Source organism: Buttiauxella gaviniae (genome assembly GCF_040786275.1).
Taxonomy (GTDB): Bacteria; Pseudomonadota; Gammaproteobacteria; order Enterobacterales; family Enterobacteriaceae; genus Buttiauxella; species Buttiauxella gaviniae_A.
Genome location: NZ_JBFMVT010000002.1, coordinates 220,961 through 239,934 on the forward strand (window position 1 = coordinate 220,961; position 18,974 = coordinate 239,934).

Annotated in this window: 18 protein-coding genes; 10 read left to right on the forward strand and 8 right to left on the reverse strand. The window is 52.1% G+C overall.

Translation table 11 applies throughout. The annotated features are described in order from the left end of the window. Nucleotides 1-62: 62 nt before the first annotated feature. The 4 genes from murJ to rimJ form a co-directional block, all read right to left on the reverse strand. Complete coding sequence (gene murJ, locus AB1E22_RS01695; RefSeq protein WP_367593786.1) at nt 63-1,598, reverse strand: murein biosynthesis integral membrane protein MurJ; 1,536 nt, start codon at nt 1,596-1,598, stop codon at nt 63-65. 238 nt (nt 1,599-1,836) lie between these two features. Further along, nucleotides 1,837-2,760, reverse strand: coding sequence for a Gfo/Idh/MocA family protein (locus tag AB1E22_RS01700; RefSeq protein ID WP_367593787.1), 924 nt, complete (start codon nt 2,758-2,760; stop codon nt 1,837-1,839). A 3-nt stretch (nt 2,761-2,763) separates the two neighbouring features. Beyond that, a complete protein-coding gene (locus AB1E22_RS01705; protein WP_367593788.1) occupies nt 2,764-3,414 on the reverse strand; it encodes a YceH family protein in 651 nt (216 codons plus the stop codon). Between the two features lie 9 nt (nt 3,415-3,423). Next, a complete protein-coding gene (rimJ, locus tag AB1E22_RS01710) occupies nt 3,424-4,008 on the reverse strand; it encodes a ribosomal protein S5-alanine N-acetyltransferase (protein ID WP_367593789.1) in 585 nt (194 codons plus the stop codon). 241 nt (nt 4,009-4,249) lie between these two features. On the opposite strand from rimJ, the gene mdtH reads away from it, so the two are divergent. From mdtH to solA, 7 genes are all read left to right on the forward strand, one after another. Then, nucleotides 4,250-5,458: a multidrug efflux MFS transporter MdtH gene (gene mdtH / locus AB1E22_RS01715; protein WP_367593790.1), complete on the forward strand. Its 1,209-nt coding sequence runs from the start codon at nt 4,250-4,252 to the stop codon at nt 5,456-5,458. A gap of 78 nt (nt 5,459-5,536) precedes the next feature. Next, complete coding sequence (grxB, locus tag AB1E22_RS01720; protein WP_367593791.1) at nt 5,537-6,184, forward strand: glutaredoxin 2; 648 nt, start codon at nt 5,537-5,539, stop codon at nt 6,182-6,184. A gap of 154 nt (nt 6,185-6,338) precedes the next feature. Next, the gene (locus AB1E22_RS01725) at nt 6,339-6,899 is read left to right on the forward strand and encodes a lipoprotein (RefSeq protein ID WP_367593792.1); all 561 of its coding nucleotides are present in this window, start codon (nt 6,339-6,341) and stop codon (nt 6,897-6,899) included. Between the two features lie 101 nt (nt 6,900-7,000). After that, complete coding sequence (gene pyrC, locus AB1E22_RS01730) at nt 7,001-8,044, forward strand: dihydroorotase (RefSeq protein ID WP_367593793.1); 1,044 nt, start codon at nt 7,001-7,003, stop codon at nt 8,042-8,044. A 76-nt stretch (nt 8,045-8,120) separates the two neighbouring features. Then, on the forward strand, nt 8,121-8,366 hold the full coding sequence (dinI, locus tag AB1E22_RS01735) for a DNA damage-inducible protein I (protein ID WP_367593794.1): 246 nt from the start codon (nt 8,121-8,123) through the stop codon (nt 8,364-8,366). Nucleotides 8,367-8,726: 360 nt separating this feature from the next. After that, the gene (gene bssS / locus AB1E22_RS01740; protein ID WP_034456211.1) at nt 8,727-8,981 is read left to right on the forward strand and encodes a biofilm formation regulator BssS; all 255 of its coding nucleotides are present in this window, start codon (nt 8,727-8,729) and stop codon (nt 8,979-8,981) included. Nucleotides 8,982-9,120: 139 nt separating this feature from the next. Beyond that, the gene (solA, locus tag AB1E22_RS01745; RefSeq protein WP_367593795.1) at nt 9,121-10,239 is read left to right on the forward strand and encodes an N-methyl-L-tryptophan oxidase; all 1,119 of its coding nucleotides are present in this window, start codon (nt 9,121-9,123) and stop codon (nt 10,237-10,239) included. Between the two features lie 113 nt (nt 10,240-10,352). Here the strand turns inward: solA and trhO are convergent, their stop codons facing one another. Next, nucleotides 10,353-11,402 (reverse strand): oxygen-dependent tRNA uridine(34) hydroxylase TrhO, encoded by a 1,050-nt coding sequence (gene trhO / locus AB1E22_RS01750; RefSeq protein WP_367593796.1) that lies wholly within the window; start codon nt 11,400-11,402, stop codon nt 10,353-10,355. A gap of 232 nt (nt 11,403-11,634) precedes the next feature. Here trhO and AB1E22_RS01755 point away from each other — a divergent pair, with 232 nt between their 5' ends. The 3 genes from AB1E22_RS01755 (at nt 11,635) to AB1E22_RS01765 (ending at nt 14,403) form a co-directional block, all read left to right on the forward strand. Then, nucleotides 11,635-12,555 carry a Kdo(2)-lipid IV(A) acyltransferase gene (locus AB1E22_RS01755; protein WP_367593797.1) on the forward strand — a complete coding sequence of 307 codons (921 nt, stop codon included), beginning with the start codon at nt 11,635-11,637 and terminating at the stop codon, nt 12,553-12,555. 154 nt (nt 12,556-12,709) lie between these two features. After that, nucleotides 12,710-13,936 (forward strand): multidrug efflux MFS transporter MdtG, encoded by a 1,227-nt coding sequence (gene mdtG, locus AB1E22_RS01760; RefSeq protein ID WP_367593798.1) that lies wholly within the window; start codon nt 12,710-12,712, stop codon nt 13,934-13,936. A gap of 92 nt (nt 13,937-14,028) precedes the next feature. Next, nucleotides 14,029-14,403: a MysB family protein gene (locus tag AB1E22_RS01765; RefSeq protein ID WP_367593799.1), complete on the forward strand. Its 375-nt coding sequence runs from the start codon at nt 14,029-14,031 to the stop codon at nt 14,401-14,403. A gap of 3 nt (nt 14,404-14,406) precedes the next feature. Here AB1E22_RS01765 and AB1E22_RS01770 read toward each other — a convergent pair whose 3' ends face one another. From AB1E22_RS01770 to mdoG, 3 genes are all read right to left on the reverse strand, one after another. After that, nucleotides 14,407-14,625 (reverse strand): YceK/YidQ family lipoprotein, encoded by a 219-nt coding sequence (locus tag AB1E22_RS01770; RefSeq protein WP_437178405.1) that lies wholly within the window; start codon nt 14,623-14,625, stop codon nt 14,407-14,409. 174 nt (nt 14,626-14,799) lie between these two features. After that, nucleotides 14,800-17,337, reverse strand: a complete 2,538-nt coding sequence (gene mdoH / locus AB1E22_RS01775) for a glucans biosynthesis glucosyltransferase MdoH (RefSeq protein ID WP_367593801.1) — start codon at nt 17,335-17,337, stop codon at nt 14,800-14,802. Next, nucleotides 17,330-18,865: a glucans biosynthesis protein MdoG gene (mdoG, locus tag AB1E22_RS01780; protein WP_367597303.1), complete on the reverse strand. Its 1,536-nt coding sequence runs from the start codon at nt 18,863-18,865 to the stop codon at nt 17,330-17,332. Before mdoG ends, mdoH begins: the two co-directional genes overlap by 8 nt. Between the last annotated feature and the right edge of the window lie 109 nt (nt 18,866-18,974).

Genomic DNA, 18,974 nt, shown 5'->3' on the forward strand with positions numbered 1-18,974 from the left:
TGTGCCAAATTTTGCCGCGCCCCAATTTTGGGACGCATAGTTTAATTCAGATTGCCCGTTTACTACAGCGTGCGGCGGGCGAAATCTTTCAGTCTGAACCCGAGTACCGTGAGCGTGGCGAAATAAGCTGCAATCCCTGCGACGACAACCGCCATTAAACGCAGCAAACGATACGGCATGGTGCCCAGATCCCAGGCTGGCATAATGTGCATCATGCCAAACAGCACTGCGGCCATCACAATCACACCGGCAAGTAGACGCCAGAGGAACGCGCCCCAGCCCGCCTGCGGCTGGAAAATGTCTTGTTTACGCAACTGCCAGTATAGCAGGCTGGCATTCAGACACGCCCCGAGGCCGATGGACAGCGACAGCCCCGCGTGCTTCAGCGGACCAATGAACGCAAGGTTCATTACCTGAGTCAAAATCAGTGTCACGATAGCAATTTTGACCGGCGTTTTGATGTCCTGGCGTGAATAGAATCCCGGAGCCAGAACCTTCACCACAATCAGCCCCATCAACCCGACGGAGTAAGCAATCAACGCACGCTGCGTCATCAGCGCATCAAAAGCGGTGAATTTACCGTACTGGAACAGGGAAACGGTCAGCGGTTTTGCCAGAATCCCCAGCGCAACCGCGCTCGGCAACGCAAGCAGGAAACATAAACGCAGGCCCCAATCCATCAGGCGGGAATATTCGTCGTGATTACCGCTGGCAAAACTTTTCGCCAGCGACGGCAGCAGAATCGTCCCCAATGCCACGCCTAATACGCCGGAAGGGAACTCCATTAAGCGGTCTGCGTAATACATCCAGGAAACCGAACCGGAAGTCAGGAACGAGGCAAAGATGGTGTTAATAATCAGCGAGATCTGGCTTACGGAAACGCCAAGAATCGCAGGCCCCATCTGTTTGATCACGCGCATCGCGCCCGCATCTTTCAGGTTCACACGCGGTAAAACCAGCATGCCAATCTTTTTCAGGTGCGGTAACTGATACGCCAGTTGCAGGATGCCACCAACGGTTACCGCCCAGGCCAGCGCCAGAATTGGCGGGTTAAAGTGCGGCGCGGCAAACAGCGCAAAACCAATCATGCTGAGGTTTAAGAAGGTCGGCGCAAACGCCGGAACCGAGAAACGGTTCCAGGTATTAAGAATCGCCCCGCATAGCGAAGCCAGCGAAATCAGGAAAATATACGGGAACGTGATTCGCAGCAGGCTGGAGGTCAGCGCGAATTTATCAGCGGTATCGGCAAAACCCGGAGCGGTGACCAGAATCACCCACGGCGCCGCAATCATCCCGAGAACCGTGACAAGCGCTAACGCAAGCGTCAATAACCCGGAAACATACGAGACAAAGACGCGCGTGGCATCTTCGCCCTGCTTACTTTTATACTCGGCCAGAATCGGGACAAACGCCTGCGAGAATGCGCCTTCGGCAAAAATACGGCGCAGTAAGTTCGGTAATTTGAATGCCACAAAAAAGGCATCCGTCGCCATCCCTGCCCCAAAAACCCTTGCCACAATGGCGTCACGTGCAAATCCGAGCACGCGAGAAAACATCGTCATCGAGCTGACGGCTGCCAGCGATTTTAAAAGATTCATTTATTATGTGGTTCCACAAACATCAACGCCTGCTGGGCAGGCGTTGTTATTAGCAGCAGTTGTCGCTACCGTCTTAAAGGTCACGTTAATGTCGGATGGCACTTCGTTAATCCGACCTACGAAAACCGTTGTTGTAGGGTGGATTAGCGTAAGCGACATCCACCGCGTGGCATGATTTATCGAGCGACGCTTAGTCTACCGATCCCCTGCCGAAATACTACTATCAGATGTTACCGGGTTATTCGCTCATCGCTTCGCGCCACAGCTTTTCCACGACGCGCTGCGCCATGAGAGCCTGTTCGCCAGAGGTTTCCGGAACCGTCTGATTTGCCACACAATCGAGGAAGTGACGAGCACAACCGGCAAAGCCGCGTTGCTCGAGCGTGGTCTGCCAGCCCGGGATTGGGCGATTCACCACGCCACTGCCACACTCTTCACGCCACTCGCGCATATCAGTTACATCGTACAAACCACCGTCAGTAACCGCCTGCACCCACTCGCGTTGACTACCCGCCCGGCGATGCATACTGGTGGTGATGTTCAGATTGCCGTTGGCAAAATGGTGTTCGGCATAGAGCATCTGCCCGTGATCGTTAGTCTGTAACGTCCCGCTTTGTAATTGCGCTTCGCCCCCGCCTAGCCACAGCGCGGTATCGACCACATGCAGATAATCATCCAGCAGCGTGAAACGCAGGTCGTTTGGCCCGACGCTGTCGGCACGGTGTTTATCCATGCGTACGGACGCCCCGTTTGCCAGCTTATCTTTCAAATCACGGTACAACGGCGAAAAACGGCGGTTAAAGCCAACCATCAACGTACGCTTTTGGCGCTGCGCCATCTCCACCAGACGTTCGGCATCGGCGAGATTTTCCGCCAGCGGCTTGTCCACGCACACGTTGACGCCCGCCTGCAACAGTTCGCTGACGACGGCGTAATGGCTGCTGGTGGCGCTATGGACAAATACCGCATCGCACTGCGCCGCCAGTTCAGAAATAGAAGAAACGTAAGGGATGCGGTAAGCATCGCAAACTTTTTGCGCTTTGGCCTGAGTGGGTGAGAAAGCGCCCTGAAGCGTCCAGTCGCTGGCCGCGGTTAACACTGGCAACCACGCCTTTTGTGCGATGCCGCCCAAACCGACTACGCCGACGCGAAGTTTAGTCATCAATTAATCCCCAAGATGAGCGAGCAGTGAATCAAGGCGTTGTTTGAGTTCAGCAACTTCATTTTCAAGCTGTTCGACACGCGCGGTTAAATCCTCCGCAGGCACCGCAGCACCTTCCGGCACAGAGGCGGATGTTGCCTCAACGTCACCGCTGAAAAGATGCATATAACGACTTTCGCGCTTGCCCGGCTCACGCGCCAGACGCACGACAAAAGGACCATCTTCGCGGTTCGCCAGATTTTCGAGGGTCTCCTCTACCTGAGCCATGTCGCTAAATTCAAACATTCGTCCGGCCCGAGTGCGTAATTCACCGGGCGTTTGCGCCCCGCGCAGCAAAAGAGTGGTCACTAAGGCGACTTCGGCAGCAGAAAGTTTAAGCGTGCCAAATTCAGAGTTGCAGAAACGCTGCTCGTATTTGGTTACGCGATTGCCAAACCCGCTGACGGTGCGCAAAAAATGGCGTTTGACCAGCGTGTCGAGCGTTTCTTGCACTTCATGCTCTTTCAAGTCCATCACCGGTTCACGGTTGGTTTTCTGATTACAGGCCGTCACCACGCCGTTGACCGACATAGGATACTGTTCTGGGGTGGTTACCTGTTTTTCCATCAGGCTGCCCACAACGCGCGCTTCAACCGCAGTTAACTGATATTTCATCTCTCGTCCTTAACGGCCAGGGGTCCATTCTTTTGAGGTCAACGCGGTCAGAACGTGATCGCGCCAGACACCATCAATCAGTAAATACTCTTTGGCATAGCCTTCTTTTTCAAACCCGAGGCGGGCCAGAAGATCGCCGCTACGCTGGTTGTGCGGCATATAGTTCGCCATGATGCGATGAATATGCTGGCTGCGCTGCATATAGCGGATAGCTGAAGTCAGCGCCTCAAACATCATCCCCTGCCCCTGCCATTTTTCACCAAGTGAGTACCCGAGATAGCACGCATGAAATGAGCCGCGCACCACGTTTGAAAAGTTGGCGACGCCGCGAATCTCTTTTTCTTCTGGATCGAGCAGAGCAAAGTAATAAGCGCTGCCGGTTTTATGCATTTCGCTAATCATGCCAAGCCGTGCCTGCCAGCCGGAAGGATAGCAATGGCTATCGTCGCGAATGGGCTCCCACGGCTTCAGGAACTGACGGTTTTCAGCGTAATAATCTGCCAGACGCCAGGCATCTCGCTCATATACCAGACGCACCACCAGGCGGTCGGTTGTTAAGCGTACTTTCGGCACGTTACTGCGGTAGCCAAACATGTTCACCCTACTCCTCACATCCCACATTTTTCTTAGGCAACTTTATTACTATACCTGCGGCTGACGGCGGAAGGAAAACAACAACATGCAGATTTTTCATCAGGCCATACTTTTTTCGATTAATGAGTTCAATCGAAGCCAAAGATTGATAAAAAAATATTGTCGCAAGCCGCCTGTCAAAAAACCGGAGAGCAGTAGAGAATAGACGTTTGTCACACTTTTAAAGTTCCCTGGAGGGGAGATGTCACGGGTAGCGCAGGCCAGGAGCCTGGGTAAATACTTCTTATTGCTCGATAACATGCTCGTTGTATTAGGCTTCTTCGTGGTTTTCCCTCTTATTTCCATACGCTTTGTCGACCAGATGGGCTGGGCGGCGCTAATGGTGGGTATCGCGCTGGGACTGCGGCAACTCACGCAGCAAGGCTTAGGCATCTTTGGCGGCGCCATTGCCGACCGTTTAGGGGCCAAACCGATGATCGTCACCGGGATGCTGCTGCGCGCGGTGGGATTTGCGCTGATGGGTATCGCCCATGAGCCGTGGGTGCTGTGGCTGTCGTGCTTTATCTCCGGTATCGGCGGCACGTTGTTCGACCCGCCTCGTGCCGCACTGGTGGTGAAACTGGTTCGCCCCCACCAGCGTGGGCGTTTCTTCTCGCTATTAATGATGCAAGACAGTGCCGGAGCGGTCATCGGCGCGCTGCTCGGCAGTTGGCTGCTGCAATATGATTTCCGCCTGGTTTGCGGGGCGGGGGCGGTGATGTTTGTGATTTGCGCCATCGTCAATGCCTGGCTGCTTCCGGCTTATAAACTGTCAACTATCCGCACACCGATGCTTGAAGGGATGGGGCGCGTGCTGCGTGACAAACGGTTTGTTACCTATGTGCTGACGCTCGCCGGGTATTACATGCTGGCGGTGCAAGTGATGTTGATGCTGCCCATTATGGTTAATGAAATCGCCGGAACGCCCGGCGCGGTGAAATGGATGTACGCCATCGAAGCCGCGCTGTCGTTAACCCTGCTCTACCCGATTGCCCGCTGGAGCGAGAAACGCTTCCGCCTTGAGCAACGCCTAATGGCTGGCTTGTTCCTGATGACGCTGGCAATGCTGCCTATCGGCCTGACGAGTAATCTCCAGCAACTTTTCACCCTGATATGCGTGTTTTATATCGGTTCAATTATTGCCGAACCTGCGCGTGAAACCCTGGGGGCATCGCTTGCCGATTCCCGTGCGCGCGGCAGTTATATGGGCTTTAGCCGTTTAGGTTTAGCCATTGGTGGTGCGTTAGGTTATGCCGGCGGCGGTTGGCTATATGATGCGGGGAAAAGCATTAACCAGCCGGAGCTTCCATGGGTTATGTTAGGGATTATCGGCGTGATTACGCTGCTGGCGTTATGGTGGCAATTTAGCGCCAAGCCGGTGGAGCCTTCAATGCTCGAACCGGGTAACTAGTTTGCGACCCTCACGGTTCTCTTCCATACTCAAACGTTAACGGATGTTGTCCGCTATTCAATAGTATGGAGGAGTAACGTGAAGCTTTATATCTACGATCACTGCCCTTTCTGCCTTAAAGCACGCATGATTTTTGGCTTAAAGAATATCCCCATTGAGCTTAACGTCCTGCTAAACGACGATGAAGCCACCCCGACGAAAATGATTGGCAAGAAAATGGCGCCAATCCTGCAAAAAGACGACAGCCGGTATCTACCTGAAAGTATGGATATTGTGCATTACGTCGATAAACTGGATGGCGAACCGCTGCTGACCGGCAGCACGAACGCGGCCATTAGCGAATGGCTTCGCCATGTTAATAGCTACGTGCAACACCTGTTGTTGCCCCGAATTGCAAAAGCGCCTTTTGATGAATTTGCCACACCGGCGGCGCGCGCCTATTTCACTCACAAGAAAGAGGCAATGATTGGCTCGTTTGCCGAGCATCTCACCCACTCGCCAGGCCTTATCAAAAAAATCAGCGATGATTTACGCAAGCTCGATAAACTCATCGTGCAGCCGAATGCCGTCAACGGTGAACTCTCAGAAGACGATATTCATCTCTTCCCGCTGCTGCGTAATCTGACTCTGGTGGCCGGCATTGAGTGGCCAAGCCGGGTTGCCGCCTACCGCGATAACATGGCGAAACAGACGCAAATTAACCTGCTTTCATCCCACGCAATTTGATACATAGCCCGTTTTACCTGAGTGATTTCAAGATGCGCCCTGCAGCTTGATGTCACTCAGGTATTTCGGCTTTTTCCTGTAGCACCGCCTGCGCTGGTACATCATGATGCTTTATGTCAGGATCTGTGACTAAAGCAGCATGTTAAGGAATTCCATGAAAAAGATAGTGTTAGCCGCAGCATTGATGCTCAGCGGGCTCGTTGTGGGCTGTAACCAACTGACGCAGTACACCGTCAGCGAACAGGAAATTAACCAGGCGCTGCAAAAGCGTAATAATTTCTCGAAAGATATTGGCCTGCCGGGCGTTGCCGATGCGCATATCGTTTTGACGAATTTAGCCAGCGCCATTGGCCGTGAAGAGCCGAATAAAATCACGCTGACCGGTGATGCGAAACTGGATATGACCTCCCTGTTCGGCAATCAGAAAGCCAATATCAAACTGAAGTTAAAAGCATTGCCGACTTTCAACAAAGAGCAAGGCGCTATCTATCTGCAAGAGATGGAAGTGGTTGATGCCACCGTTGAACCGGAAAAAATGCAGACGATTGTCCAGACGCTGATCCCTTATCTGAATCAGTCGCTTCGCAACTATTTTAATAAGCAGCCCGCTTATGTGTTGAGTGAAGACAACAGTTCCGGCGAAAAACTGGCGAAAAAATACGCCAAAGGGATTGAAGTTAAGCCGGGTGAAATCGTCATTCCTTTCACCGAATAAACCAAAATCTCAACGAAAATGGTGCAAAGCGAAACGTTTGCGCTTATCCTTAGTGCCCGGCATAAATCATCGTTATTTCCTTCCTACGCCGGAGCACTTTCATGACCGTATTACCTCAGGTATTAAAAATTCGCCGCCCAGACGACTGGCATGTTCACCTGCGTGATGGTGAGATGTTAAAAACGGTGGTGCCTTATACCAGCGAAATTTATGGTCGCGCGATTGTGATGCCAAACCTGGCACCGCCAGTAACCACTGTCGAAGCCGCCATTGCCTATCGCCAACGTATTCTTGATGCCGTACCGCAAGGGCACAATTTCGAACCGTTGATGACCTGCTACCTCACCGACTCTTTAGACCCCAATGAAGTGGAACGCGGGTTTAGTGAAGGGGTATTCACAGCGGCAAAACTTTATCCGGCCAACGCCACGACCAACTCAAGCCACGGCGTCACCAGCACCGCTGCGATTTTGCCGGTGCTTGAGCGCATGCAAAAAATTGGTATGCCGCTGCTTATTCACGGCGAAGTGACTCACGCAGACATTGATATTTTCGACCGCGAAGCACGCTTTATCGAAACGGTGATGGAGCCATTACGTCGCCAACTGCCAGAGCTGAAAGTGGTGTTTGAGCACATCACCACCAAAGACGCCGCGCAATATGTGAAGGAAGGCAACTCCCTGTTAGGCGCCACCATTACCCCACAGCATCTGATGTTTAACCGCAACCACATGTTGGTCGGCGGCATGCGCCCTCACCTGTATTGCCTGCCAATTTTGAAACGCAGCGTTCACCAGGAAGCGTTGCGTGAACTGGTTGCCAGCGGATGTGACCGCGTGTTCCTGGGGACTGATTCAGCCCCTCATGCGCGTCATCGTAAAGAAGCCAGTTGCGGTTGTGCAGGCTGCTTTAACGCCCCTTCAGCCCTTGGCGCGTATGCAACGGTATTTGAAGAGTTGAACGCCATGCAGCACTTTGAAGCGTTTACTTCTCTCAACGGCCCGCGTTTCTATGGTTTGCCTGTAAACGAAGAGACAATTGAGCTGGTCCGCACGCCGGTCACGATGCCGGAAACTATCGAGACCAGCGATGACAGCATCGTGCCGTTCCTTGCAGGTGAACAGGTAATCTGGTCAGTTCAATAACAATTTTTAGCGCCCCCTGTTGCATAGTCAACAAGATGACTGTATAAATATCCAGTATATTATACAGGGGGCTGTTATGCGTATTGAAGTCACTATTGCTAAAACTACATCTCTGCCACCAGGCGCAATTGACGCGCTTGCCAATGAACTTTCACGCCGAATTACTCAACACTATCCTGAAAATGATAACCACGTTCAGGTGCGTTATGCCGCTGCCAATAACCTGTCGGTATTAGGGGCCACTAAAGAAGATCGCGATCGAATTAGCGAGATACTCCAGGAGACCTGGGAAAGCGCTGACGACTGGTTTGCTGCAGATTAAAACATAATATGGAAGGTTATTGGCTCGTCATTTAGCCACGGATTATTCCAGATATATCTAACAATAATTCCCTTTTTGTTTCGTTTACGCCGGGTGTCGCCATCCGGTTTTTTTAGCTGTATAAAATTCACCCTCTAAGAATATTCCCCCTCGCGTTCATACTCAGAATCCACTGATTCAATAAAGAATAATTTGCCGTTTTATTGCACATTCCAACCCTTTAATGTAAAAAAAGTGTTGCCGGGTATTTATTTATCCGTCGAAATAGCTTAATCATTGATATACTTAACTGGCTTCACATTAAACAAGCATTAAACCTCGCAAACCGTTGTCTTAAACACACGTACAAAAGGGGTTATGATGGAAAAAAATAGTGATGTTATCCAGACCCATCCCCTTATTGGATGGGACATCAGTACCGTAGATAGCTACGATGCGCTGATGCTTCGCCTGCACTACCTGACCTCAAATACGCAAAAGCACGACGAAACCGAAATCGGTCAGACTTTATGGTTGACCACGGATGTTGCCCGGCAATTTATATCTATTCTTGAAGCCGGCATTGCTAAGATTGAATCCAGCGATTACCAGGTAAACGACTATCGTAAGCATTGATTGCCGATGCTATCCAAATAACGCAAGGCACCGTAAAGGTGCCTTTTTTATTATTCAGGTTTCCCTTGATTGCCAATCAGGCGAGTCTTAATTAACCTGCTAAAGAATTTATTTTTGCACGGGAGAAGAGAAAAGCATCATGCATTATGACCTTATCATCGTCGGTAGTGGCTCTGTAGGCGCAGCCGCCGGGTGCTATGCGACACACTCCGGCTTAAACGTGTTAATGATTGACAGTTGCCACCCTCCACACCAGCAAGGCAGCCATCACGGCGAAACACGCCTGATGCGTCACGCCTATGGCGAAGGGGAAAAATATGTCCCGCTGGTGCTCCGCGCTCAGGCGCTTTGGGATGCATTACAGGAAATCAGCGGCGAGAAGGTGTTTCATCGCACCGGCGTCATTAACCTCGGCCCGGCAGATTCTGCTTTTATCTCCACCGTGCAAAGCAGCGCGCATAACTGGTCATTACTGCTCGAAACGCTGAACGCGCAAGAGGTCATGACACGCTGGCCGCAGCTTACCGTACCGGAAAATTACCTCGGCCTGTTTGAACCCAATTCAGGCGTGCTGCAAAGCGAACTGGCGGTAAAAACCTATATTCGCCTGGCAAATCAGGGGGGCTGCGCACAACTGTTTAACTGCCCGGTCACGGACATTCGCCATACCGACGAAGGCGTAGTGGTGAGCACGTCAGAGGGTGATTTCAGCGCAGATAAACTTGTTGTTAGCGCGGGAACCTGGGTCAAGAAATTGTTACCCGAACTGCCTGTTACCCCGGTACGCAAAATCTTTAGCTGGCATCAGGCCGACGGGCGCTACAGTGAAAAGAATCATTTTCCCGCCTTCACCGCTGAACTGCCTGACGGCAGCCAGTATTACGGTTTCCCGGCGGGGGAAGATAACGAGCTAAAACTCGGCAAGCATAATGGCGGGCAAGTCATCAGCGAACCACAAGAGCGTAAACCGTTTGGTGCTATCGCCACTGATGGCAGCGAAGTTTTCAGCTTCTTACGCCAGATAATGCCGGGCGTTGGCGTTTGCTTGCATGGCGCAGCCTGCACCTATGATATGTCGCCGGATGAAGATTTTATCATTGATACCCTGCCGGGCCATGAGAATACCCTGGTGATAACCGGCCTTAGCGGGCATGGATTTAAATTTGCTTCGGTGCTTGGGGAAATCGCCTGCCAGTTCGCGCAAGGCAAAAAGGCAGCATTTGATCTCACGCCTTTCTCACTTTCACGCTTTAAATAGCTGACGTCTTGAGCGTCAAGTGCATGTCGGGTGGCGTTGCGCTTACCCGACCTACATCAAAGTCTCTTGCGTAAGGTGGATAAGCGACAGCTCCATCCACCGATTTAAAGTCGTCACTCAGGATCGGGGATGCGCAATGTAGTATTCAGTGCACCACGCGATTTGTTGAAAATCTTATTGCCATTTTCACGCCCCGCTCGGCGGCGACGCTGTTCCTCTGGGGAAAGCGCCAGCTCCTCACGGCAAATCTCACTGCAACAACCGGCAAATTTCTCAGCACAGCTCGGGCACTGAATAAACAGCAAATGGCAGCCGTCATTTTTGCAGTTGGTGTGGCTATCACACGCGCTACCGCACTGGTGACAATGAGCAATAACATCATCCGAAATGCGCTCGCCCATTCGCTCGTCAAAGACAAAATTCTTCCCGACAAAACGCACAGGAATGCCCTGCTCACGCGCACGTCTGGCGTACTCAATAATCCCGCCTTCAATGTGATAGACGTTCTTAAAACCGTTATGCAGCATCCAGGCACTGGCTTTTTCACAGCGAATACCGCCGGTGCAATACATAACAATTTTTTTGTCTTTGTCGTCCTGCAACATATCAACCGCTTTAGGTAGCTGTTCGCGGAAAGTATCTGCCGGGATCTCCATCGCATTCTGGAAATGGCCCACTTCATATTCGTAATGGTTACGCATGTCGATAAATACCGCTTCCGGGTCATCGAGCATGGCGTTGACGTCTGCCGCTTTCAGATAAGCGCCGACTTGACTGGCATCAAACGACGGGTCGTCAATACCATCCGCAACGATGCGGTCGCGAACTTTCATGCGTAGTACCCAGAACGACTTGCCGTCGTCTTCCAGGGCAATATTTAAACGCACGCCGTTTAGCGCAGAGTGGAAACCATAAAGCGTTTCGCGGAACGTGTCGACGCGGCTTTGCGGAACGCTGATTTGCGCGTTTATGCCTTCATGGGCGAGATAAACGCGGCCAAAGACATTCAGGGCGGTAAAAGCCTGATAAAGCGCATCACGGGTCGCTTGCGGTTCTTCAATAGTGAAATACTTATAGAATGAGATGGTAGTGCGCGGCTCAGTTTCAGCCAACATACGCGCACGCAGTTCCTCATTCGATATGCGGTTGTGTAACACTGGCATGGTGTTCGCTCGGCAATCGTGGACAAGAAAAAAGTGGGCTGCATCATAAAGCAATTAACGTTAATTTACATCCCCGCATTTTGCGCTACATTTCCATCATCTCTACGTACCATTAACAACAATCGATTGAATATCAGGCACTCTGCTACTGTTAACTTTGGATGACTACTAATTAATGTCACAATAGTCTTACTCAAGAAGATCCGGCATTTGCCGTCACAATAGGTTTTACATGACGAACTTACCGCAATTCTCGCGCGCGTTGCTTCATCCTCGCTATTGGGGAACCTGGTTTGGTATTGGCTTACTTTATTTGATTACCCTGCTCCCCTATCCCGTCATCTATCGAATCGGACGTGGCCTCGGTCAGCTAGCAATGCGGTTTATGAAGCGCCGCGTCAGAATTACTCGCCGCAATCTTGAACTTGCCTTTCCGCAAAAAACGGCTGCCGAGCGTGAAGAATACCTGGTGAAGAATTTTGAGTCCGTAGGCCTGGGGCTTATGGAAACCGGTATTGCATGGTTCTGGCCAACCCGGCGCATTCAACGCTGGTGTGATGTCTCAGGCGTCGATCAAATTCACGCCGTGCAGGCTGCAAATCGCGGTGTGTTGCTTATTGGGATTCACTTCCTGACGCTTGAATTAGGCGCACGCATGTTTGGCATGAATACACCGGGCATCGGCGTTTACCGCCCTAATGACAACCCCCTTCTCGACTGGCTGCAAACCTGGGGCCGCATGCGATCCAACAAAAGCATGATCGATCGTAAAGATCTCAAGGGCATGATACGCGCGCTTAAACAGGGCGAGATTATCTGGTATGCGCCAGACCACGATTACGGGCCACGCGGGAGCGTGTTTGTGCCGTTCTTCGGTGTTGATGAAGCGGCGACGACCACCGGGACCTACACCCTGGCGCGTATGTCTGGTGCGGCAATTGTTCCGATGGTGCCGCGCAGAAAACCTGACGGCAAAGGCTACGAGCTGATTATTCTGCCCGCCGAGTTTTCACCGCCGCTGGAAACGCCGGAAGGCACCGCGCTCTGGATGAATAAGATCATCGAGCAGTGCATTTTGATGGCGCCAGAGCAGTATATGTGGCTTCACCGCCGCTTTAAAACTCGCCCTGAAGGCGTTTCTTCACGCTATTAATAAGCAAGTTGATATAACGAAAGGTGGTACCGAGCCACCTTTTATCGTTTTAAAAGTCTGTTTCAGAAACATTGCCACCTCCGCTTAACAGGCGCATAATTAGCAAGGTAATAATTTCTAACCACCTCTATTTCCTGCACGAATTCGGAGCGTTATGACTCTCCCCGAGAGCACCATCAACTGGAAAAGAAATCTCACCTTTGCCTGGCTTGGGTGTTTTCTTACCGGCGCCGCATTTAGCCTTGTGATGCCTTTCTTGCCTTTGTATGTGGAACACTTAGGTGTGACCGGGCATAGCGCGTTAAACATGTGGTCCGGCATTGTTTTCAGTATCACCTTTTTGTTTTCCGCCATCGCCTCGCCGTTTTGGGGCGGGCTTGCCGACCGCAAAGGCCGCAAGATAATGCTGCTGCGCTCAGCGCTGGGCATGTCGATTGTGATGGTGCTGATGGGCTTTGCGAACAATATCTGGCAATTCCTGGCACTCCGCGCCCTGCTAGGTTTGCTGGGGGGATTTGTACCTAACGCTAACGCTTTAATTGCCACACAGGTCCCACGCCATAAAAGTGGCTGGGCGCTCGGGACTCTCTCGACCGGCGGGGTGAGCGGCGCGCTACTCGGGCCGATGATTGGCGGTTTTCTGGCGGATACTTACGGCCTGCGCCCGGTGTTTTTCATTACCGCTGGCGTGCTGTTTACCTGCTTTATTTTCACGCTATTTTATATCCGCGAGCAGTTCACCCCGATAAATAAAAAAGACATGTTGCATGCCCGCCAGGTCTTCACCTCGCTGAAAAACCCTCGCCTGGTGCTGAGCCTGTTTATCACCACGATGATTATTCAGGTCGCCACCGGTTCGATTGCCCCGATTCTTACGCTTTACGTGCGCGAGCTTGCGGGGAATGTCAGTAATCTTGCGTTTATCAGCGGGATGATTGCCTCCGTGCCAGGTGTAGCAGCGCTCATCAGCGCCCCACGGTTAGGTAAGCTGGGAGACAGAATTGGGCCGGAAAGAATTTTAATCTGTGCGCTGGTGGTTTCGGTGCTGCTGCTGATTCCCATGTCGATGGTGCAAACCCCTTGGCAATTAGGCGTATTACGATTCTTGCTAGGTGCTGCCGATGGCGCGTTGCTACCCGCGGTGCAAACCCTGCTGGTCTACAACTCCAGCAATCAAATTGCCGGACGAATCTTCAGTTACAACCAATCATTTCGCGATATTGGCAACGTCACCGGCCCGCTGGTGGGTGCTGCCGTTTCGGCCAGTTATGGCTTCCGCACGGTATTTTTAGTCACCGCCGGGGTCGTACTTTTTAACGCCCTCTACTCGTGGGTTAGCCTGCGTCGCCCCACGAAACGCGTCACTGTTTTGGAAGAGTAAATCTCATACTTGCAACTTTGCAAACAGCGTCAACAATTAACTTGAAATTGCGCCGTAGCGCGTTCCCTGACCTGTATCAAAAGGAGATTACTATGAGTCTGTACGCGACGCTGGAAGAGGCCATTGATGCCGCACGTGAGCTTTACCTTGTGGATAACCCAGAACTCGATGAAGAGAGTGCCAGTGTTCAGCAACTGAACATTCAAAAGTACATTCTTCAGGATGGGGACATCATGTGGCAGGCTGAGTTTTTTACTGACGACAGTGAAGACGGCGAATGTTTGCCGATGCTCAGCGGTGAGGCTGCGCAAAGCGTGTTTGACGGTGACTACGACGAAATCGAGCTACGCCAGGAATGGATTGAAGAAAATACGCTGCATGAATGGGACGAAGGTGAATTTCAACTTGAGCCTCCTCTGGATACCGAGGAAGGCCAGACCGCAGCGGATGAATGGGATGAACGGTAGTCTTTATTCGTAAGGCCCGTGACTGGCATCAATCGGCAGCAACAGCGTGTCGAAAACCAGTGAGAAAGGTAAATCGAGCACCGTGATATAACGCCACGCGCTGTCACGCACATCCCACTGCACACCGGGGTAATACTGATTACCATGTCCCTGCCCCGGAACAGCGCGGCTAATAATACTCCCGCAGCCACTCAGCAAGCATGCTACTACTATCACCACTATCGCTCTTAACAACGCTTCTCTCCTCTCTGAAGGGTAAAAAAATGCCGACCACTCGGCCGGCAGATTTCATACACTCCTGTCGGGTGGCGGCTTGCGCCTTACCCGACCTACAAATCCGCATGGTTTTTGTAGGGTGGATAAGCATTAAGCGCCATCCACCGAAGCCGTTTTCTATCAAATACCCTTGACCGGTAAAGCAGCCGGATTCAGCTCTACCGTTTTGTAGTTATCCACCCAAGAGGAGTAACGCTCCGGATTAGACCACACACGATAATGCAGACGGGACATGGTCACCGGGTCGCTCAACAGCACCAGACGGCGGTCACGGTTAAGTTTGTCCGGCGTTTCATTAAGCGCCTGCTCAACGTGACGATCGCGGGCAATCTCCAGCACCTGACTTGCACGGTGTCGCGCCGTTGCCATAGCAGTTGCCAGGGCGTTAAACGACGGATTAAACACCGCGTGCATAAAGCCATCATCCAGCGTACGGCTGCGGTTTAGCTTCAGGTAGTTATCGGTATCCACCAGCACCTGCGGAGGAGAATACTCTTCCGGGATCAGGAACAACTTCCAACGCTTAGTGCGTAAACCGACGGTTGCGCGGCTCGAAATAACTGACACAAACGGTGACAGAATCAGCGAGAACACGATTGGCGCGAGCCAGAACAGGAAGCGCAAATCCAGCCATGCCATCCCGACTGCCCATACCAGACCCAGCAGAAGCTGAGAACCGTGACGCATAAACGCTTCGCCCCAAGGGGTGGAGTCGTCATCACGCTGCGGTGAGTTCCATACCACTTCCCAGCCGAGGAACGCGCTGACCACAAACACCGTGTGGAACAGCATACGCACCGGTGCCAGCAGCACGGAGAACAGTACTTCCAGCAGCAAGGAGAGCGTTACGCGCAGGAAGCCGCCATACTCTTTCGAGCCTTTGCACCAAATCAAAATGATACTCAGCAGCTTAGGCAAGAACAGCAACACCATGGTGGAGGCGAACAGCATAATCGCCAGCTCCGGACGCCACTGCGGCCACACCGGGAATAGCTGGCGCGGTTGCAAGAAGTATTGCGGTTCAGTCAGGGCATGTACCACCTGCAATGCGGTGGATAACGCGAGGAACATGAACCACAGCGGCGCTGAGAGATAAGACATAACGCCCGTCAGGAACACCGCACGGTGTACCGGGTGCATGCCTTTTACCAGGAACAGACGGAAGTTCATCAAGTTACCGTGGCACCAGCGGCGGTCACGCTTGAGTTCATCCAGCAGGTTCGGCGGTAGCTCTTCATAAGAACCCGGCAGATCGTAGGCAATCCACACCCCCCAACCCGCACGACGCATCAGCGCAGCTTCTACGAAGTCGTGAGAAAGGATGGAACCGGCGAATGAACCTTCACCCGGCAGCGGCGCTAACGCACAGTGCTCGATGAACGGCTTAACGCGAATAATCGCATTGTGGCCCCAGTAGTGGGATTCACCCAACTGCCAGAAGTGCAGACCTGCGGTAAACAGCGGGCCGTAGACACGCGTTGCGAACTGCTGGCAACGAGCGTACAGCGTGTCCATACCCGATGCTTTTGGTGACGACTGAATAATGCCCGCATTCGGGTTAGCATTCATCAAACGCACCAGGTTAGTCAGGCAGTCACCGCTCATTACGGAGTCGGCATCCAGCACTACCATGTAGCTGTACTGATTACCCCAACGACGGCAGAAATCATCGATGTTGCCGCTTTTACGCTTCACACGACGACGACGGCGACGGTAGAAAATCTGCCCTTCGCCCTGCACTTCGTTAATCAGCTCCATCCACGCTTTTTGCTCAGCAACACAGATATCCGGGTTGTAGCTATCGCTCAGGATGTAAACGTCGAAGTGCTGCTGTTGTCCGGTTGCTTTTACCGACTCCCACGTCGCGCGCAGGCCAGCAAATACGCGGTCTACGTCTTCGTTACAGATCGGCATGATAAGCGCGGTACGGTTCGCCGGATCGATAGGTTCGTTGCCGACCGTGGACGCGGAAATACTGTATTTATCCTTGCCCATCAGCAGTTGCAGGAAGCCCATCAGCGCGGTCCAGAAACCAGCGGAGACCCAGCAGAACAGAATCGCAAACAGGATCAAGATGCCACTTTGCAACACATACGGCAGCAGTTGCATGAATGACACCCACAAATCCTGACCGAACATGTCAAAAGGATTGATCAGCGACCAGCCCTGGTAAGGAAGAATGGTCTTCATATACCAGGTCGCCACGACGGTCTGAGAAATGGTCAGCAGCAGCAAAATGTAACGTCGAATCGTCCCGACGGTACGCCATTTTTGCTCGGCTTCCGCCTCTTCCTTCGACATGTAGCGAGGATTCACTTCGCGCCCGCGTAAACGATCCCAGAAACGGCCAATCGGGTTGGTGCGCCACGGATCCGGGAACATGGAAGAGCGCGTTGCTTTAGGCATAGCCTGCAACTGGGTGCGCCCTTCCTCATCCTCGATCAGTTGTTCACCGCCCAACGATCCAGGCCAGCTCGCTTCGAGCCGGGCCTTTACCGAGGCTAATGGGGAATCATCGGCGCGGTCATAGTGGTGCTCTTTCGCGTCAAGCGCCTCGTGCACCGCTTGCAGTTCCGATGCAGGAAGAGCCGCCTTCTGCGAAGCAGAAAGCGGAAGTGCATCAATATAATCAGACGCAGTATCAGTAAACTTATTCATTGGCAGGTAGCTGGTAGCTCCAGGTTTCACTCAACGTTTGATCACCATTGACCAGCGCTGCACGCATTTCAGTCGGTTTCTTATCGTCTTTGACTTTCAGACGTACCGTCAAACGCCAGCCTTTAGTGACCGGGTTATAACGTACCTGGCTGTCAACGATTTCACCGTTGTCGCCAATGCTGGTTTGCGCGGTAACCGGGGTATCTTGCGGAAGTTTTTTCATCTCCGCACCGGTGTAATCCACAACAAATGCAATCGTGCCATCAGGCTGACGGATCAGATTAGACTGCTTCACATCACCGGTTGAGCGGCGAGTCTGCGCAACATACGCGTTGTCCGGCGCATGCATTTTGTCTTCATCACGGCTGAAAGTAATGGTGTACTTGAAGTTCATCTCTTTGCCTGGCTCCGGAAGCTGATCCGGTGTCCAGTAAGCAACGATGTTGTCGTTAGTTTCGTCGTTGGTTGGAATCTCAACCAGCTCAACGCGACCTTTGCCCCAGTCACCTTGCGGCGCAACCCAGGCACTAGGGCGCTGATCGTAACGATCGTCAAGGTCTTCAAAACGAGAGAACTGACGGCCACGTTGCAGCAAACCAAAGCCCACTGGATTTTCAGTAGCGAAAGAACTGACGGCAAGGTGTTTCGGGTTATTCAGCGGACGCCAGATCCACTCACCGTTACCGGCGTGAATAGACAGACCGTTGGAGTCATGCAGTTCAGGACGGAAATTGGTGCTTGGTGACGGCTGATTTGGCCCAAACAGGAACATACTGGTCAGCGGTGCAACACCCAGTTTGCCGACTTTATCGCGCAGGTAAACTTTCGACTGCACGTTAACCACGGTGTCACGCCCTGGCGTAATAATGAAGCGATACGCACCCGTTGCACGCGGGGAGTCGAGCAACGCAAAAATCGTCAGCGTTTTGTCATTGGCTTTCGGACGTTCAATCCAGTACTCACGGAAACGTGGGAACTCTTCGCCAGATGGCAATGCTGTATCAATCGCTAAACCACGAGCAGACAGGCCATAAACCTGGCCTGAGCCAATTACACGGAAATAACTCGCCCCGAGCATGCTGACAATTTCGTCGTTTTTATCTTTGCTATTGATCGGATAGAGCACTTTGAACCCGGCAAAGCCGAGATCTTTAACGGTGTCTTTATCGTGTTTTACATCACCGAAATTAAAGTAATCCGGGTTGTACTTAATTTTATGAACCGCAGTCGCCGTCACTTCGTTGATAGCAACCGGCGTATCGAAGTACATACCCTGATGATAAAATTCAAGCTTAAATGGGGTCTTTATCTTGCTCCAGTAGGCTTTGTCGTGATTGAACTGGATCTGCTGATAGTCCGCATATTTCATGTCGCGAAATTGCGAAGGCAGATTGCTTTTCGGTGCTTCGTAGCTTTTGCCCGCTAATGTTTTCGCTTGTTTTGCGACATCATCGATGGTGAAGGCCCAAACCGAGGTGGTATAAAGTGACAGCATTACAGCGGCACCGAGCCCACACATTTTCATCATTTTTAGTTTATGTTTCATATTAACCAGCACATCCCCCTTTGTGTGCTTAAATCAATCCAATCCATTTTAATGGAAACTTCTGCTTTCCGACAACCAAATACCCGCATTG

Excerpts from the sequence above, each read along its gene's own strand:
- murJ (WP_367593786.1), bottom strand. The coding sequence starts at position 1,598 with ATGAATCTTTTAAAATCGCTGGCAGCCGTCAGCTCGATGACGATGTTT.
- AB1E22_RS01700 (WP_367593787.1), bottom strand. The coding sequence starts at position 2,760 with ATGACTAAACTTCGCGTCGGCGTAGTCGGTTTGGGCGGCATCGCACAA.
- AB1E22_RS01705 (WP_367593788.1), bottom strand. The coding sequence starts at position 3,414 with ATGAAATATCAGTTAACTGCGGTTGAAGCGCGCGTTGTGGGCAGCCTG.
- rimJ (WP_367593789.1), bottom strand. The coding sequence starts at position 4,008 with ATGTTTGGCTACCGCAGTAACGTGCCGAAAGTACGCTTAACAACCGAC.
- mdtH (WP_367593790.1), top strand. The coding sequence starts at position 4,250 with ATGTCACGGGTAGCGCAGGCCAGGAGCCTGGGTAAATACTTCTTATTG.
- AB1E22_RS01725 (WP_367593792.1), top strand. The coding sequence starts at position 6,339 with ATGAAAAAGATAGTGTTAGCCGCAGCATTGATGCTCAGCGGGCTCGTT.
- pyrC (WP_367593793.1), top strand. The coding sequence starts at position 7,001 with ATGACCGTATTACCTCAGGTATTAAAAATTCGCCGCCCAGACGACTGG.
- dinI (WP_367593794.1), top strand. The coding sequence starts at position 8,121 with ATGCGTATTGAAGTCACTATTGCTAAAACTACATCTCTGCCACCAGGC.
- bssS (WP_034456211.1), top strand. The coding sequence starts at position 8,727 with ATGGAAAAAAATAGTGATGTTATCCAGACCCATCCCCTTATTGGATGG.
- solA (WP_367593795.1), top strand. The coding sequence starts at position 9,121 with ATGCATTATGACCTTATCATCGTCGGTAGTGGCTCTGTAGGCGCAGCC.
- trhO (WP_367593796.1), bottom strand. The coding sequence starts at position 11,402 with ATGCCAGTGTTACACAACCGCATATCGAATGAGGAACTGCGTGCGCGT.
- AB1E22_RS01755 (WP_367593797.1), top strand. The coding sequence starts at position 11,635 with ATGACGAACTTACCGCAATTCTCGCGCGCGTTGCTTCATCCTCGCTAT.
- mdtG (WP_367593798.1), top strand. The coding sequence starts at position 12,710 with ATGACTCTCCCCGAGAGCACCATCAACTGGAAAAGAAATCTCACCTTT.
- AB1E22_RS01765 (WP_367593799.1), top strand. The coding sequence starts at position 14,029 with ATGAGTCTGTACGCGACGCTGGAAGAGGCCATTGATGCCGCACGTGAG.
- mdoH (WP_367593801.1), bottom strand. The coding sequence starts at position 17,337 with ATGAATAAGTTTACTGATACTGCGTCTGATTATATTGATGCACTTCCG.
- mdoG (WP_367597303.1), bottom strand. The coding sequence starts at position 18,865 with ATGATGAAAATGTGTGGGCTCGGTGCCGCTGTAATGCTGTCACTTTAT.